The following is a 15,584-nucleotide window of genomic DNA, read 5'->3' as shown; positions in this document are numbered from 1 at the left end:
AATTGAATCTAGTGTTAATGGGTCTGCCGGGTGCTGGTAAAGGCACTCAAGCTGAACAAATCGTAGAAAAATATAATATCCCTCATATCTCTACTGGAGATATGTTCCGAACAGCTATCAAAGATGGAACAGACCTAGGTCTAAAAGCGAAATCATTCATGGACAAAGGCGAATTGGTACCTGATGAAGTTACCATTGGCATCGTACGTGAGCGTTTAAGCAAGGAAGACTGCCTAAGAGGATTTTTGCTTGATGGATTTCCACGTACTGTGGCACAGGCAGAGGCACTTGAAAGCATTCTAACTGATTTAGATCGCAATATGAATTTTGTCATTAATATCGATGTTGATAAAAGCATCTTAATGGAAAGATTGACAGGACGTCGTATTTGCAAATCATGTGGTGCGACATACCATCTTGTATTCAATCCTCCTGCTAAAGATGATGTATGCGACCGCTGCGGCGGAGAATTATATCAACGTGCCGACGATAATGCTGAAACGGTTCAAAATCGCTTAGATGTGAATTTGAAACAAACCAAGCCACTTCTTGATTTCTACGGAGACAAAGGTTACTTGGTCAACATTAACGGACAGCAAGATATTAATAAGGTATTTGAAGATATCGATGTGTTGCTTGGTGCTTTACAAAATTAATCATATGTATTGATTTATGAAATTCATACCATTTTTATAACTTACTAGTTAAACTTGGTGCATTCCTATAATACAAAGGGTATAATGGATTTCGCGAGAGCATTCGCACATTTATTAATCAGGTTCTTGTACTTGGTATTCCCTGAATTGGGCGATTACTTTTTAAGTGATCTTCATGGACATATCCGGTCGGCAAAATTGATGAAGAAATGCAGTGACTCTATTGGGATTCCTAAAGAGTCGTGATATAGAGGGTTGAAAGAAGCTATGTCAGGCGTGCGCCTTTCAAACATCTCCCATGCTATTCAAACCTATGTCGAGACTAATTGCTTCTCTATTTCGAGAGTATGTCGGTCACGGAATCGGTCAAGACTTACATGAGGACCCATAAAATCCTCATTTCGGTCCAACTGATAAAGGTCCTCAGTTAAAGCCTGGTTCTACAAAATGGTGAATACTTGATGCAGAATTGTAAGACTTATGAGGATAATTGGACTGTAGTAATGTTGACGGAAAGATGTGCACCTTTAATAGGTTCACGCATAGAGAAGGGAGAATCACTTTAATGGCGAAAGATGATGTAATTGAAGTAGAAGGCACAGTACAAGAGACTTTGCCAAATGCAATGTTTAAGGTAGAATTAGAAAATGGTCATACTGTTTTAGCTCATGTATCCGGTAAAATTCGTATGCACTTTATTCGCATTTTGCCTGGAGATAAAGTTACGGTTGAGCTTTCCCCGTATGATCTAACTCGCGGCAGAATCACATACCGGTTCAAATAATCCGGTTACGCTCCGATCTGTATAAGGAGGTTAGATAGCAATGAAAGTCAGACCATCAGTCAAACCAATCTGCGAAAAGTGTAAAGTTATCCGCAGAAAAGGTAAAGTAATGGTTATTTGCGAAAACCCTAAACATAAACAAAAACAAGGCTAAATAGAAGGAGGTGCACTCAAGCATGGCACGTATTGCTGGAGTAGATATTCCCCGTGACAAACGTATTGTTATCTCATTAACATATATATATGGTATTGGAAAACAAACAGCGATTAAGATTCTTGCAGAAGCAGGCGTTTCTGAAGAAACTCGCGTTCGTGACTTAACGGAAGACGAATTGAACAAAATTCGTGATATCATTGACAAGCTTAAAGTAGAAGGCGACCTTCGTCGTGAAATCTCCCTAAACATCAAACGTTTAATGGAAATCGGTTCTTACCGTGGTTTACGTCACCGTCGTGGTCTTCCTGTTCGCGGTCAAAATACAAAAAACAATGCTCGTACGCGTAAAGGACCTCGTCGTACTGTAGCTAACAAGAAAAAATAATTAGTAAAGGAGGTTACTTTTCATGGCACGTAAAACTAATACACGTAAACGTCGTGTGAAAAAGAATATAGAAACTGGTATTGCACATATTCGTTCAACATTCAATAACACTATCGTTACGATCACTGACTCTCATGGTAATGCTATTTCTTGGTCAAGTGCTGGAGCTCTAGGATTCCGTGGATCTCGTAAATCCACTCCATTTGCTGCACAAATGGCTGCTGAAACAGCTGCTAAAACATCAATTGAACATGGTATGAAAACTCTTGAAGTTACAGTTAAAGGACCTGGTGCTGGACGTGAGGCTGCCATTCGTGCACTTCAAGCTGCTGGCCTAGAAGTAACTGCAATTAAAGATGTAACTCCAGTTCCACATAACGGATGCCGTCCACCAAAACGTCGCCGTGTTTAATTTTTCTGTATAGATTTTGTATTCCTGTCAATAATGGGATATAATACTGAGTTTGCGTTCTTACAGAGGATTAATTTTCAGTTGTTGCGCACAGCGGGAACGTATACATGGGGAATTTCGGTTTAAGTGACTTCGTTTACTTGCCGGGGTTTTGACGTTTTGAAGGAGGGTTTATTGATGATCGAAATAGAAAAACCAAAAATCGAAACGGTTGAAATCAACGACGATACCAAGTACGGTAAATTCGTCGTAGAGCCACTAGAGCGTGGGTATGGTACTACATTGGGTAACTCCTTACGTCGTATTCTTTTATCCTCACTCCCAGGTGCTGCTGTCACAGCTATACAAATTGATGGAGTGCTACATGAGTTCTCAACAATTGAAGGCGTCGTGGAAGATGTAACATCTATCATTCTTAATGTGAAAAAACTAGCTCTTAAGATTTACTCTGATGAAGAGAAGACGCTGGAAATTGACGTTCAGGGTGACGGAGTCATCACGGCTGCTGATATCACTCATGATAGTGATGTAGAAATTCTTAATCCGGATTTATATATTGCTACAATTGGTAAAAACGGTCATATGCGTATGCGTTTATCTGCACGTCGCGGCCGCGGCTACACTCCTGCTGTTCAAAACAAGAGAGAAGACCAGCCAATTGGTGTAATTCCAATCGATGCTCTTTACACTCCGGTTTCACGCGTATCTTTCCAAGTTGAAAATACACGTGTTGGACAGTTGTCTAACTTTGACAAGTTAACGTTTGATGTTTGGACTGATGGCAGTACTGGTCCGCAAGAAGCGGTAGCACTTGGAGCTAAGATTTTAACAGAGCATTTAAATATCTTTGTTGGTTTAACCGATGAAGCTCAAAATGCTGAAATCATGGTTGAAAAAGAAGAAGATCAAAAAGAAAAAGTTCTTGAGATGACGATCGAAGAATTAGACCTTTCTGTTCGTTCTTACAACTGCTTGAAACGTGCTGGAATCAATACCGTTCAAGAGCTAGCTCATAAAACGGAAGAAGATATGATGAAAGTACGTAATCTAGGTCGTAAATCACTTGAAGAAGTGAAAGCGAAACTAGAAGAATTAGGCTTAGGTCTTCGTAAAGACGACTGATAACATGGCGGAATCAATCCATTATGTTGTGAGCCTTGTTATTGACACACAATATAGAACTTCAACAAAGGAGGGAATCTCTAATGGGTTACAGAAAGTTAGGACGCACTAGCGCACAACGTAAAGCATTACTTCGTGATTTAGCTACGGATCTTATTATCCATGAGCGCATTGAAACTACTGAAGCACGTGCAAAAGAATTACGTTCTGTAGTAGATAAAATGATCACTCTTGGTAAACGTGGTGACTTGCATGCACGCCGTCAAGCTGCATCTTTCATCCGTAACGAAATCGCTGACGCTGAGAATGGCACAGATGCCCTTCAAAAACTATTCAGTGACGTGGCTCCACGTTATGAAGAACGTCAAGGTGGATACACTCGTATCATGAAAGTTGGTCCACGCCGCGGTGACGGTGCACCAGTCGTGGTTATTGAATTAGTTTAATAACAACGATGAAAAAGGGCGGGACAAATGAATATACTCACTTGTTCTATGCCCTTTTTCTTTTTTTAAATAGAAATTCTGTACTTTAGAAATTCGCATTGAGTGTTACGATGGCTGGCGGAACCTGTACATACGGGGAGCCTTCACGTCTAGCTCAAGCACCCCTTCCCGCTTTTGATAAGCGATTATAAGATAACCTGTTTTTCGTAACAGGTCCGCTGTTAGCTGCTCTTAATTTACCGAAAATTCTTTCGGTGGAAGGGGTGCAGCGTTTTTTTATATTTTCAGAAGGAAAAACTACTATATTTATATTGAGTGAGCAGAGCTTAGTTTAGGCGAGTGCAGTCGAGGATGAGGAGGGCCACATGGTGAAGAAGCTGGTTTCTTTAAATAATATTGTTTTTAAATATGAGGGTCAGTCTCGAAACGCCTTGGATGATGTTTCTTTTGATATTCATCAAGGGGAGTGGCTAGCGATTGTCGGACATAATGGTTCTGGCAAGTCGACATTAGCGAAGTTATTGAATGGCCTTCAGTTCGCTAACTCAGGTACCATTACGATTAATAATCAACTTTTGACAGAAGAATCCGTTTGGGATGTACGCCAGAAAATTGGCATGGTTTTTCAAAACCCAGATAATCAATTTGTAGGCACTACAGTTCAGGATGATGTGGCTTTTGGTTTAGAAAACGCCGGTGTTTCTCAGCAGGTTATGGTGGAGCGTGTTCATGGTGCGTTAAATAAGGTTAAGATGAATGCCTTTCTTAATCAAGAGCCGCACCATCTATCCGGCGGTCAAAAGCAAAGAGTGGCCATTGCAGGTGTAATAGCCTTGCAGCCAGACATAATCATCTTAGATGAAGCAACCTCCATGCTTGACCCAAGAGGCCGTGAAGAAGTGCTTGAAACAGTTAGGGAATTAAAACAGGAAAACGAGATCACTGTCATATCAATCACCCATGATCTTGAGGAAGCTGCGAAAGCTGATCGAATGATAGTCATGAACCAAGGTCGGTTATATCGTGAAGGTTCGCCTCAGGATATTTTTGAGTTAGAGGAAGAATTGATTGCTCTTGGTCTGGATATTCCCTTTTCAGTGAAACTAACCAAGGAGTTACAAAAAAATGGTGTTCGTGTAGTTGATGGGCATTTGACAGAGGAAGAGTTGGTGAAGGATTTATGCGAATTACACTCGATGATGTAGAATACCGCTATCAGGTGAATACTCCTTTTGAACATCTAGCCCTTCATGATGTCAATATTTCAATGGAGCCGGGAACCTATACCGCAATCATCGGGCATACAGGGTCCGGGAAATCCACGCTACTGCAGCATTTGAATGCTCTTTTAAAACCGACGAAGGGTCGGGTTTTCATTGGGGATCGGACGATTGAAGCAGGAAGAAAAGAAAAGGCTTTGCGGCCCATAAGACAAAAGGTCGGAATTGTTTTTCAGTTTCCGGAACATCAGTTATTTGATGAAACGGTTGAAAAGGATATATGTTTCGGTCCTATGAATTTTGGCGTTTCTGAAATCGATGCAAAGAAACTGGCCAGGAAAGCCATCGCGCAAGTCGGGTTGAATGAGGAAGTACTTGAAAAGTCTCCATTCGACTTATCCGGCGGACAGATGCGACGTGTGGCCATCGCTGGGGTACTTGCCATGGAGCCGGAAGTATTGGTGCTTGATGAGCCCACAGCGGGACTGGATCCGCGAGGACGCAAAGAAATCATGGATATGTTTTATGATCTGCATAAAGCAAGGGGCATTTCAACGATTCTGGTGACCCATAGCATGGAGGATGCAGCCAAGTACGCGGATGACATCATCATCATGCATAAGGGTACGGTGTTCAAAAAAGGAACCCCACAGGAAATTTTCTCAGAGCCGGAACAATTAATGGAGCTAGGCCTGAATGTTCCTGATACGGTCCGCTTTCAGCTAAAGCTTCAGAAGGAACTTGGTGTTCGATTTGATCATCCATGTCTTAATATCGGTGATTTAGCGATAGAAATAGATAAAGCCATGAAACGGGGGAACCGCTGATGCTGGATAAAATGATTATCGGGCGTTATGTCCCTGCAAATTCATTGATGCACAAGATGGACCCAAGGGCTAAACTGCTCCTCGTGTTCCTGTTTGTTTGTGTCGTCTTTTTGGCGAATAATGTCGTTTCTTACGGTTTGCTTGCTGTATTCACCATCCTTTTGATCAGTCTTTCCAAAATACCGCTTCGCTATCTTTATAATGGGTTGAAGCCAATCTTTTTCTTGATCGTATTTACATTCCTTCTCCATATATTGTTTACGAAGGAAGGGGAATTGCTTTTTGAATACGGTTGGTTTGAAGTCTATGAAGGCGGTTTGATTCAAGGTTTTTTCATATCCATTAGATTTACTTTACTAATCCTTGTTACGTCACTTTTAACTTTGACGACATCCCCGATATCCATTACAGACGGGATGGAAGAGCTGTTGGGACCTTTGAAAAAGTGGAAGATGCCTGTACATGAACTGGCATTGATGATGTCCATTGCCCTTCGATTCATCCCGACGCTAATGGAGGAAACAGAAAAAATCATGAAGGCCCAAACTGCAAGGGGCGTTGACTTTTCATCTGGCCCGATAAAGGACAGAGTTAAATCGATTGTACCTCTGCTGGTTCCTTTATTTGTAAGTTCGTTCAAACGGGCCGAGGAATTGGCAACTGCCATGGAATCAAGAGGATACCGTGGCGGGGAAGGCCGCACGAAATATCGCCAATTGAACTGGAAGACGAGTGATAGTCTTTTGATGGTCTCAATTGGTGTTCTAACGGTCATGTTATTTTTATTACGTTCATAATAAGGAAGAGAACTATGCCAAAATATAAATGTGTGATCGCTTATGATGGCACGGATTTTGCTGGCTATCAGGTGCAGCCTGAGAAACGCACCATACAAAGTGAATTCGAGGCAGTCTTGGCCCAAATGCATAAAGGCACAATTATAAAAGTGACTGCTTCAGGCAGGACAGACTCAGGGGTCCATGCAAAGGGGCAGGTACTTCACTTTGAGTCTCCCCTTACATTCCCTACTGAAAATTGGATAAAGGCGTTCAGCGCTCTTCTTCCGACCGATATCATCGCTCTGGAGGTCGATATCGTGCCTGACGATTTTCATGCGAGGTTCCATACTACTGGGAAAGAGTACCGTTATATCGTAGCCCGTTCGAAACTGCGGGATCCGTTTAAGCGGAATTACGCCTATCATTATCCATACCCTTTAAATATGGAGGCGATAAGGGAAGCAATCTCCTATTTGATAGGGACCCATGACTTTACAAGTTTTTGTTCGGCAAAAACGGAAGTGGTCGATAAAGTTCGAACCATAAAAGAAATGGATTTTGAAGAGAGCGATGATTTCCTGGTATTCCGCTTCGTTGGCGAAGGCTTTTTATATAATATGGTGCGTATCTTGGTTGGGACGCTCCTGGATGTCGGCAGCGGCAAGATGTCACCCCATGATATGAGCGGGATTTTGGACAAGAAGGACCGCAGCTTTGCAGGGAAAACAGCCCCAGCCCAAGGCTTGTATTTATGGAAAGTATTTTACAAATAAAAATATTTTCAAAGTGATACCAGTTTTTTTACAAGTGGGTAATGGGCTGAAATCAGTAATGGAGCGGTTTGATGCGATACTGAGCTTTTCCTGGAGTTGCAGAGAGTGTTTTATAGACAACTTATCCTAGTGTAACATTCCCTTGACAATGAATCTGGGAGAAGTTAATATAATATGGTATGTATTTTAATCCCACGATAAGCCCCGGAAGTTTATTGTGATTGAAAATAAATATAAAAAATTAAAAAGTTTTTTAGGAGGTTAACCATGCGTACGACATTTATGGCGAAAGCTAATGAAGTAGAACGTAAATGGTATGTGATTGACGCTGAAGGCAAAACTTTGGGTCGCCTTTCTACTGAAGTAGCATCCATCTTACGTGGTAAACATAAACCAACTTTTACACCGAACATTGACACTGGTGATCATGTAATTCTTATCAATGTTGAAAAAATCCATTTGACTGGTAAAAAATTGACTGACAAAATTTATTACCGTCACACTATGCATCCAGGCGGTCTTAAAACTAGAACTGCTCTTGAAATGCGTACAAACTACCCTGAGAGAATGCTTGAACTTGCTATCAAAGGTATGCTTCCAAAGAATTCTCTTGGTCGTCAAATCTACAAAAAATTACACGTATACGCTGGAGCTGAGCACCCACACGCTGCTCAACAACCAGAAGTATACGAATTACGCGGATAATTACTAAGGAGGTTACTATCTTGGCACAAGTTCAATATTATGGTACTGGTCGCCGTAAGAGCTCAGTAGCTCGTGTACGTTTAGTACCAGGCGAAGGTCGCATCGTTATTAACGGTCGTGACATCAATGAATATATTCCTTTTGCAGCATTACGTGAAGTTGTTAACCAACCACTAGTTGCAACAGAAACTACTGGAAATTACGACGTTCTAGTAAACGTTAGCGGTGGTGGATATACTGGTCAAGCTGGAGCAATCCGTCACGGTATCGCTCGTGCATTGCTACAAGTTGATCCAGAATACCGTCCATCTCTTAAAACTGCTGGTTTACTAACTCGTGACCCACGTATGAAAGAACGTAAAAAATACGGTCTTAAAGGCGCACGTCGTGCACCTCAGTTCTCAAAACGTTAATTCTATTACCGTCTCGAAAGGCTCTCAACCATTTTGGTTGGGGGTCTTTTTTTTGACCGAAATATTAGTAAAGCATATCCGTGATCTCCCGGATATGCTTTATTTTAAATATTTCAGTTAAAAACAATTAGTGGAAATAAGAAGACCAAGAAGGATTTACCTGCTGATTATGTTGATATTGACATTAAAACGGCCTCATTGCTAGGCATTATAATATGGTGGTTAAGAAAGGGGCTTCATTTTAGTTCGGATTATATTGCCAATCAAATTTATTTAATGTACAGAGTGCAATGATTCTTAATCCGTTAGAATGAATTTGAATTTCATTAAGTCCTTTTAATGACCGGGATAATATGACCCACATCACGCTCCATGAACCCTTCTGCGTCATGTCCCAGCCTCCCAGCCACAAAACGATTTAACGCCGTGGGGAGGGTGCTTCGGATGTTGGGGATGGTAGGTCCCATTTGTTTACACATGAGTTTATTTGTGGAATACAGAATTATTTGTAAAATCGATATTTATTAAGTCTCTGCTTAGGAGTATGATAATACTTAAAAAAAGAAAGAGGACTTCATATGAATTCAACATACTCACCGATTGAAACAACTAAAACAAAAGCCTTGGTCATCAATGCACTATTCATTGCGTTAACCCTTGTAGCGACAATGTTCATCAACATCAAGCTCCCAATTATGGGTAACGGAGGCCTGGTCCATTTGGGCAACGTTCCCCTTTTTATAGCAGCCTTGGTATATGGCAAAAAAACAGGGGCGATAGCAGGCGCCTTCGGTATGGCCTTCTTCGATTTATTCTCTGGTTGGGCAGCATGGGCACCGTTTACATTCGTCATCGTCGGAGCAATGGGCTTTCTAGCCGGCCTTATATCTGAAAAGGTACCGGGCAAAAGAGAACTTGTATACACTTTGGCCGTTGCCGTTGCATTGTTCATAAAAATCGTGGGCTATTATTTTACTGAAGTTATCCTTTACGGTAACTGGATCCAGCCATTCGGCTCCATCCCCGGAAACGTAATGCAGGTCGTAATAGCCGGAATAATCGTCGTGCCTCTAGCTGGCCGATTAAAGAAGAGGGCTGGACAGATATAAAGTGAAATGAATATAGGAAGCCATTCAAACTTTGTGTAGTACCGGCGACTGGATACACTGTGCTTTATGAACCTCTGGCAGTTCATCCTGCTAAGTAGGTATGTATTTAAATAAATTCGCTATTATAAAATGTAATATCATGTTAGAAAAGGACATCCGTTTACCACGGATGTCCTTTTTATCGATAGATCACAAAGCTTGCTTGAATTTAAGGAAGAACACGATATGAATAATCAGGTGTGATCAATGTAAGGCATGCGCAGTGAGCTGCCCAAGTCGCAAGGTCCGCCTCGGGTAGCATCCTAAATTAACGGGTTACGGGTGATAGTATCAATTTTTTCTGCGAGTAAATATCATCCGAAATGTTTGGGCTGTCCTTTTAAGCTTCTTATGGAAGATAGCATATGAGGGCATTTCAATTACCTGTTGAACCTATCCTCATTATTTTTTGCCAATGGAATAAATGAATGGTTCAAAATAGAACGCTAAAACTAAATTATGTCTTGGGAAATAATTTTGGGAAATGGGGAATTGCCCCGGAGGTGAATTATGGCTGTGATATTAGGTTTACAGGAGATGCAAAGGGAAAGGCAATTGAAGTTCGAACGCAGGTTGCTCAGGGAACTTTCTATCGAGGATATGAAGGGGAGGATTCAGCGTTACTTTGGACAGGATTTGATGGATGTTTTGGAGGAAGGCTACTTCGATGTTGCCATCGAAGCTTATTTATTAGGAGCGAACTATAGTAAGTTTGGCTATTATGGGGAGTCGGAAGATGATGTAAGGTCCAGGTGCTGGAAGGAAGAGAAGTTTTTGGTCGATACTCTTTTTAACTTTATTTTGTATTGGCGGGAAGTTACAGCGAATAACGCTTTCGATGAAGGATTGTTTTATTGTTGTGAAGGATTTGTGGGGGATTGGTGGCTGGACGGTTTTAAGACTGGAGAGAAACGATATAAAATGAAACTGCATTAAGAAGGCAAAATCCCATTCCTTGTTCTAATTCCATGGTTTGTCCCATACTTTTTAGTATAGAGATCATGGAAGGGGAACGGTCATGCGCAGAAAGCTGAAATATACAGGAATCGCAATGGGATTGTTTGTCCTTTTTTTAATTGTGACTTTTAAATTCGTAGAAGATGATTCTTGGGACTCCTGGAACCTTCCGTTGGCAGGGAAGGTCATCATTCTGGATGCAGGTCACGGGGGAATGGACGGCGGTGCAAATGTACAAGAGATAATGGAAAAGGAAATTGCCCTTTCCGTTTCATTAAAGGTCAGGGACTATTTGCAGGAACAAGGAGCACTTGTCATCATGACCCGTGAGAAGGATGAGGATCTGGCACAGGGTAATACAAAGGGGATCCGACAGCGAAAACAGGAGGACTTACGGAATCGGGTTAAAATGATCAATGATTCGGAAGCGGACTTATTTTTAAGCATTCATCTGAACTCTTTTCCATCGGCGTCATCGAAGGGTGCCCAAACCTTTTATACAAGCAGGTTTGAGGAAAATGAACAGGTGGCTAAATTCATTCAGACTGAAATCATCAGAAACCTGGAAAATACAAAGCGTGATGCAAGAACGATCAATCATGTGTATTTGATGAATTATGCTAAGAAACCAGGTGCGCTTGTGGAAATTGGCTTTCTTTCCAATTCTGAGGAAAGGGAACGCCTTATCAGTGATAAATACCAGGAAAAGATTGCCAGTTCAATTTATATGGGGATTTTACGGTACTTCACAGAAGAAAAACTATCGGATGAAGAGTGATGTCGGGGGTCTTGTAAGGTACAAGGCCTTTTTATCATGGGGAAATAATCTGGCCCAGCATACAAGGCAGATAATAAGTTTTCTTTCGGTAATATGTTATACTGAAAAATGGGAAAATAAAATTCAAAGGGGTGCTCGACTTGTTAACAGAAGAGAAAGTACTGAATTTATTAAAGGATCTTAAAGACCCTTTTCTACATAAAAACCTTGAAGAGACAAATGGAATTATAGAAATCAAAATAAAACCTGAAAAGAGTCATGTAAGCGTTAAACTTGCGATTGCGAAAACGGGGACTGCCGAGCAAATGCAAATGCAATCCGAAGTTGTGGACTTGCTGAAAACGAACGGAGCGGAATCGGTAGGCATCCGTTTCACGGAACTTTCAGAAGAGGAATTAGCCAAGCATCGTGAAAGCATTCCCCAGGGTGAGGCGGACCAAGGTTTGCTTGGACCTAACAGTAAGACACAATTCATCGCGATCGCCAGTGGTAAAGGCGGAGTGGGAAAATCTACGATCTCAGTGAATTTTGCCACTTCACTTGCTCGTCTAGGCAAAAAGGTCGGACTGGTTGATGCCGATATTTACGGATTCAGCGTACCTGATATGATGGGGATAACAAAACGACCGGTTGTTCGCGGGGAAAAAATCATTCCTGTAGAACGGTTTGGCGTTCAAGTTATCTCAATGGGCTTTTTTGTAGAGGATAACGCGCCGATCATCTGGAGAGGGCCGATGCTGGGTAAAATGCTTAACAGTTTCTTTAATGAAGTGGAATGGGGAGATTTGGACTATTTGGTCCTTGACTTACCGCCGGGTACAGGCGATGTTGCATTGGACGTGCATACGATGCTCCCTTCATGTAAAGAAATCATTGTTACGACACCGCATCCGACTGCAGCCTTCGTTGCTGCAAGAGCTGGTGCCATGGCCATCAAGACAGAACACGAAGTCATTGGTGTCATAGAGAATATGTCATTTTTCGAAAGTAAAACGACCGGTGAAAAGGAATATGTATTCGGAAAAGGCGGCGGAAAGAAGCTTGCAGAAGAGCTTCGTACAGAAGTTTTAGGTCAACTTCCCCTGCAACAGCCAGATTGGAACGAAGAGGACTTTGCTCCATCCATTTACGCAGCGGACCATAGGCTTGGCAGGATTTACGAAGATATTGCTAAAAAGGTCATTGAAAAACTGCAATAAAAAGAAGGCTGATTCCGATTGGGAATCAGCCTTTTTTCATTCTTTTTACTTTTTCTCCTTCTCGGCCGCCTTTGTGGCTGCTTTATCCAATTTCTCTTGCATTTTCGCTTGGACGAGAGGACTTTCCATTGTCTCGATGATCAGCTCTTTATAGACCGATCGCATTTCCTTGGTTTTTAATAATTTATTCATTTCTTTTTCCATATCCGGTTCTTTCATTATTTCCATGAGCATTCCACGATACTGAGGATCAGCAGTTAAGTCCTTCAATACCTTTTTATGTTCGTCTTCTAATGCTTTAGCATAAGCGGAAGCAAATTCAGGATCATTGAATGTCTTTTTCCAAAATTCCTTCCCTTTATCTGAAGTGACCATATCTTCAATGGATTTCTTAATGGCATCCGAATCCATAATGAGTTCAGCTTTCGTTTTATCATCAGTAATGATATCCTGGATGGCCTTTTTTCCATCATCTGTCTTCAAGATATCGACGACCATTTTCTTTGTCTCTTCGTACTCCATTTTTTCTCCGCCTGCCCCATTTTGAGCACAACCGGAACAAACGAGTAAGAATGACGTGAAAAGCAAAGCAACTCCCACTCTCATACGCAGGGCCCCTTTCATCCTTCTTACTGTTAATATGGTTCCAATCGGCGATATTATTCCTTGGTGGAATAAGTGGATTTTTCCAAATTTGGTTGGTACAATTAAGGATATGAAATAGAAATGTATGGAGGAAAACAATGAACAGCCGTAATTTAGTTAAATTGTTTTTAACAACATTGCTTATAGGTGGCGTAACTGGCGGAGTTGTAGGGTTCTTGGCTCGATGGAGTGAGTTTAAGCCTTATTTTGCTTCTTTTGAAGTCAGTGCCATCCTATCAACTTTTATTTGGTTATTCGGTGTTGGATTAATTTTCAGTGTCATAAGCCAAGCCGGCTTTTTTGCCTATTTAACAATACATCGTTTTGGTCTGGGGATATTTAAAAGCGCTTCCTTATGGAATGCCGTTCAACTTGTACTCATTCTTTTTGTTGTATTCGATCTTGTTTACCTGCGATATCTTAGCTTTGGTTCAGGCGAGGGAATCAGTTCGTATATCGTGTTAGCATTGGTTGTATTGGCCGCAGGGCTTATTACAGCTTATTTCAAAATGAAACAAACGAATAAACAGTCCTTCATACCGGCCTTGTTTTTCATGGTCGTGGTCACGGTATTGGAGTGGGTACCTGTCCTGAAAACCAATGATGAAGGCTGGCTTTACTTCATGCTGTTTCCATTGCTAGTCTGCAATGCTTATCAATTATTGGTCCTTGGCAAATTGATTGAAATTTCACAAAAGGAATTGGCCGATAGAAGAGAGCGTAAGCAAACTCCAGCAAAGGGAAAGATGAAAGCCGGTCAATTAGGTAAAGGCAGCTGACCAATATGTAGGCCGGACCTTACATAAAGAAGTCAAAACAGAAAAACTGCGTACTAAAGGTTCAGGGAGACCATTAGTACGCAGTTTTTTAAGTTAGCGGACTTCCTCACTGCTTGCCGAGGAATTGGAAATCATCTCTGAAACGTTAACGAAGTTTAAATTTTTTGATCGAAGTTCACTTAATAACTCCGGTAATGCTTTATTCGTTTGTTTTGCTGAGTCTGAAGCATGTAATAAAATGATATCACCTTTTTGGGCCTTGGTGATGTTCTGTATGATCCGATCCACACCTGGATTGGTCCAATCCTTCGAATCGATGCTCCAATGGACAACGGTATATCCGAATTTCTCACTGATCTTCAAGAGTCGTTTATCAAAGTGGCCGGTGGGAGCGCGTAAAAGTTCTATATTCTTTACATTAAGTTTTTTAAATGCTTCCTGGGCTTTAGAAATATCCCGGATGATTTCTTGATCTTCCATTTCGGTATAATCCTTATAATCGTAACCAAGCATGCCGATTTCATATCCTTCTTTCACAATTTCAGCTACTATGTCAGGGTGGCGTTCTGCCCAGGATCCCGAAAGGAAAAAGGTGGCCGATTTAATCTTTTCTCTTTTTAATGTCTCTATTATCGGAGCGGCTTTCTCATCACCCCAGCCAATATTGAACGTGATCGCAACATTCTTTTCCCCTTTATAAACCGCTTTCGGCCCATCTTCCGTTGAAAAAACGGGGGCATGAAGAATGTTTTGTACAAAAAGAAACCAAGCGGTAAAAAGTGCGGTAAGCAAAATTAACGAATAATACTTGATGTTTTTGGCTTGAAGCACCATGAAAAATTTCATTAATCCATCCCCTTGTCCAAAGTACTCTTGTCTTCAAATTTATGCGCGAGGATTATTGTTATGCAAAAAAACGGGTTGAAAATTCATAAAATTGATGGGAATGGGGAAAGATGTCTGATGGAGGTGTGAACCATGCTCGGTTTATTGATCAATGACAAAGAAAAAATGGAATTGGAGTACCTTTTAAAAAGAGAGATGGATGAAATACTATTCGATTTGCAGGATGACAGAATCGATCACATAGTCAAAAGGGCAATAAACGAGAAATATAACATCCTTTTCAGGCTGTTTAAAAGGGTGAGCACCGAGGAGGAAATCCTAATGTATATGAAGGGGAAATCGAATTTATCCAAGTGGAATCAGTCATGAAAGTTAAAAGTGAATTAAATTCAAAAAACCTATTGACTATTGATTTATACGCTGGTATATTATAAAAGTTGCTGCAACGTCAAAGCATTTGAAAAAGAATGATAAAAACTTTTTTAAAAAAAGTTATTGACGAAGTGGTGATAAGATGTTAAGATATTAAAGTCGCTAAGAGAGACGGCGAACA

22 protein-coding genes and 2 pseudogenes are annotated in these 15,584 nt (G+C 41.1%); 21 read left to right on the top strand and 3 right to left on the bottom strand.

Annotated elements, in window-relative coordinates; all coding sequences use genetic code 11:
* Positions 1–2: 2 nt before the first annotated feature.
* The 15 genes and pseudogenes from OTG27_RS24550 to OTG27_RS24480 form a co-directional block, all read left to right on the top strand.
* Complete coding sequence (locus tag OTG27_RS24550) at positions 3–656, top strand: adenylate kinase (protein WP_048677894.1); 654 nt, start codon at positions 3–5, stop codon at positions 654–656.
* Positions 657–727: 71 nt separating this feature from the next.
* Positions 728–1,179, top strand: a pseudogene (locus OTG27_RS24545) (M24 family metallopeptidase); the annotation flags it as partial.
* 42 nt (positions 1,180–1,221) lie between these two features.
* Entirely contained in the window at positions 1,222–1,440 is a 219-nt protein-coding gene (gene infA / locus OTG27_RS24540; protein WP_028390440.1) for a translation initiation factor IF-1, read from the top strand.
* 40 nt (positions 1,441–1,480) lie between these two features.
* On the top strand, positions 1,481–1,594 hold the full coding sequence (rpmJ, locus tag OTG27_RS24535) for a 50S ribosomal protein L36 (protein ID WP_003156543.1): 114 nt from the start codon (positions 1,481–1,483) through the stop codon (positions 1,592–1,594).
* A 22-nt stretch (positions 1,595–1,616) separates the two neighbouring features.
* Positions 1,617–1,982: a 30S ribosomal protein S13 gene (gene rpsM / locus OTG27_RS24530; protein ID WP_034304978.1), complete on the top strand. Its 366-nt coding sequence runs from the start codon at positions 1,617–1,619 to the stop codon at positions 1,980–1,982.
* Between the two features lie 22 nt (positions 1,983–2,004).
* Entirely contained in the window at positions 2,005–2,394 is a 390-nt protein-coding gene (gene rpsK, locus OTG27_RS24525) for a 30S ribosomal protein S11 (protein WP_028390438.1), read from the top strand.
* A 177-nt stretch (positions 2,395–2,571) separates the two neighbouring features.
* The gene (locus OTG27_RS24520; protein WP_034304976.1) at positions 2,572–3,516 is read left to right on the top strand and encodes a DNA-directed RNA polymerase subunit alpha; all 945 of its coding nucleotides are present in this window, start codon (positions 2,572–2,574) and stop codon (positions 3,514–3,516) included.
* Between the two features lie 83 nt (positions 3,517–3,599).
* Positions 3,600–3,962 (top strand): 50S ribosomal protein L17, encoded by a 363-nt coding sequence (rplQ, locus tag OTG27_RS24515; protein ID WP_034304973.1) that lies wholly within the window; start codon positions 3,600–3,602, stop codon positions 3,960–3,962.
* A gap of 365 nt (positions 3,963–4,327) precedes the next feature.
* Positions 4,328–5,167 carry an energy-coupling factor ABC transporter ATP-binding protein gene (locus OTG27_RS24510; RefSeq protein ID WP_268938424.1) on the top strand — a complete coding sequence of 280 codons (840 nt, stop codon included), beginning with the start codon at positions 4,328–4,330 and terminating at the stop codon, positions 5,165–5,167.
* A complete protein-coding gene (locus tag OTG27_RS24505; RefSeq protein WP_268938423.1) occupies positions 5,143–6,009 on the top strand; it encodes an energy-coupling factor ABC transporter ATP-binding protein in 867 nt (288 codons plus the stop codon). The genes OTG27_RS24510 and OTG27_RS24505 overlap by 25 nt, the downstream gene beginning before the upstream one ends.
* Positions 6,009–6,806, top strand: a complete 798-nt coding sequence (locus tag OTG27_RS24500; RefSeq protein WP_268938422.1) for an energy-coupling factor transporter transmembrane component T family protein — start codon at positions 6,009–6,011, stop codon at positions 6,804–6,806. Before OTG27_RS24505 ends, OTG27_RS24500 begins: the two co-directional genes overlap by 1 nt.
* Before the next feature lie 14 nt (positions 6,807–6,820).
* Complete coding sequence (truA, locus tag OTG27_RS24495; protein ID WP_187050331.1) at positions 6,821–7,561, top strand: tRNA pseudouridine(38-40) synthase TruA; 741 nt, start codon at positions 6,821–6,823, stop codon at positions 7,559–7,561.
* Positions 7,562–7,828: 267 nt separating this feature from the next.
* A complete protein-coding gene (gene rplM, locus OTG27_RS24490) occupies positions 7,829–8,266 on the top strand; it encodes a 50S ribosomal protein L13 (protein ID WP_034304960.1) in 438 nt (145 codons plus the stop codon).
* A 20-nt stretch (positions 8,267–8,286) separates the two neighbouring features.
* Positions 8,287–8,679, top strand: coding sequence for a 30S ribosomal protein S9 (rpsI, locus tag OTG27_RS24485; protein WP_034304957.1), 393 nt, complete (start codon positions 8,287–8,289; stop codon positions 8,677–8,679).
* Between the two features lie 138 nt (positions 8,680–8,817).
* Positions 8,818–8,973 (top strand): annotated as a pseudogene (locus OTG27_RS24480) (TetR/AcrR family transcriptional regulator); the annotation flags it as partial.
* On the opposite strand, the gene OTG27_RS24475 reads toward OTG27_RS24480, so the two are convergent.
* Positions 8,921–9,070: a hypothetical protein gene (locus OTG27_RS24475; RefSeq protein ID WP_268938421.1), complete on the bottom strand. Its 150-nt coding sequence runs from the start codon at positions 9,068–9,070 to the stop codon at positions 8,921–8,923. The pseudogene OTG27_RS24480 and the gene OTG27_RS24475 sit on opposite strands and share 53 nt — an antisense overlap.
* A 187-nt stretch (positions 9,071–9,257) precedes the next feature.
* Here OTG27_RS24475 and OTG27_RS24470 point away from each other — a divergent pair, with 187 nt between their 5' ends.
* The 4 genes from OTG27_RS24470 to OTG27_RS24455 all read left to right on the top strand — a co-directional run bounded on the left by OTG27_RS24470 (position 9,258) and on the right by OTG27_RS24455 (position 12,761).
* Complete coding sequence (locus tag OTG27_RS24470; RefSeq protein ID WP_268938420.1) at positions 9,258–9,788, top strand: ECF transporter S component; 531 nt, start codon at positions 9,258–9,260, stop codon at positions 9,786–9,788.
* Between the two features lie 549 nt (positions 9,789–10,337).
* A complete protein-coding gene (locus OTG27_RS24465) occupies positions 10,338–10,763 on the top strand; it encodes a DUF2521 family protein (protein ID WP_034304952.1) in 426 nt (141 codons plus the stop codon).
* Positions 10,764–10,845: 82 nt separating this feature from the next.
* Positions 10,846–11,562 (top strand): N-acetylmuramoyl-L-alanine amidase CwlD, encoded by a 717-nt coding sequence (gene cwlD, locus OTG27_RS24460; RefSeq protein ID WP_191930677.1) that lies wholly within the window; start codon positions 10,846–10,848, stop codon positions 11,560–11,562.
* Positions 11,563–11,702: 140 nt separating this feature from the next.
* Positions 11,703–12,761 carry an Mrp/NBP35 family ATP-binding protein gene (locus OTG27_RS24455; protein ID WP_098185921.1) on the top strand — a complete coding sequence of 353 codons (1,059 nt, stop codon included), beginning with the start codon at positions 11,703–11,705 and terminating at the stop codon, positions 12,759–12,761.
* Between the two features lie 45 nt (positions 12,762–12,806).
* On the opposite strand, the gene gerD is transcribed toward OTG27_RS24455, so the two are convergent.
* Positions 12,807–13,367 (bottom strand): spore germination lipoprotein GerD, encoded by a 561-nt coding sequence (gene gerD, locus OTG27_RS24450; protein WP_034304948.1) that lies wholly within the window; start codon positions 13,365–13,367, stop codon positions 12,807–12,809.
* 137 nt (positions 13,368–13,504) lie between these two features.
* Here gerD and OTG27_RS24445 point away from each other — a divergent pair, with 137 nt between their 5' ends.
* Complete coding sequence (locus OTG27_RS24445) at positions 13,505–14,185, top strand: KinB-signaling pathway activation protein (RefSeq protein ID WP_268938419.1); 681 nt, start codon at positions 13,505–13,507, stop codon at positions 14,183–14,185.
* A gap of 93 nt (positions 14,186–14,278) precedes the next feature.
* On the opposite strand, the gene pdaB is transcribed toward OTG27_RS24445, so the two are convergent.
* Positions 14,279–15,031 carry a polysaccharide deacetylase family sporulation protein PdaB gene (pdaB, locus tag OTG27_RS24440; RefSeq protein ID WP_034304945.1) on the bottom strand — a complete coding sequence of 251 codons (753 nt, stop codon included), beginning with the start codon at positions 15,029–15,031 and terminating at the stop codon, positions 14,279–14,281.
* Between the two features lie 132 nt (positions 15,032–15,163).
* Here pdaB and OTG27_RS24435 point away from each other — a divergent pair, with 132 nt between their 5' ends.
* The gene (locus tag OTG27_RS24435; RefSeq protein WP_048677931.1) at positions 15,164–15,400 is read left to right on the top strand and encodes a hypothetical protein; all 237 of its coding nucleotides are present in this window, start codon (positions 15,164–15,166) and stop codon (positions 15,398–15,400) included.
* Positions 15,401–15,584 lie beyond the last annotated feature (184 nt).

The organism is Peribacillus sp. AS_2 (assembly GCF_026891895.1).
GTDB classification, from domain to species: Bacteria; Bacillota; Bacilli; order Bacillales; family DSM-1321; genus Peribacillus; species Peribacillus frigoritolerans.
This window is presented reverse-complemented; position numbering and strand designations above follow the sequence as displayed.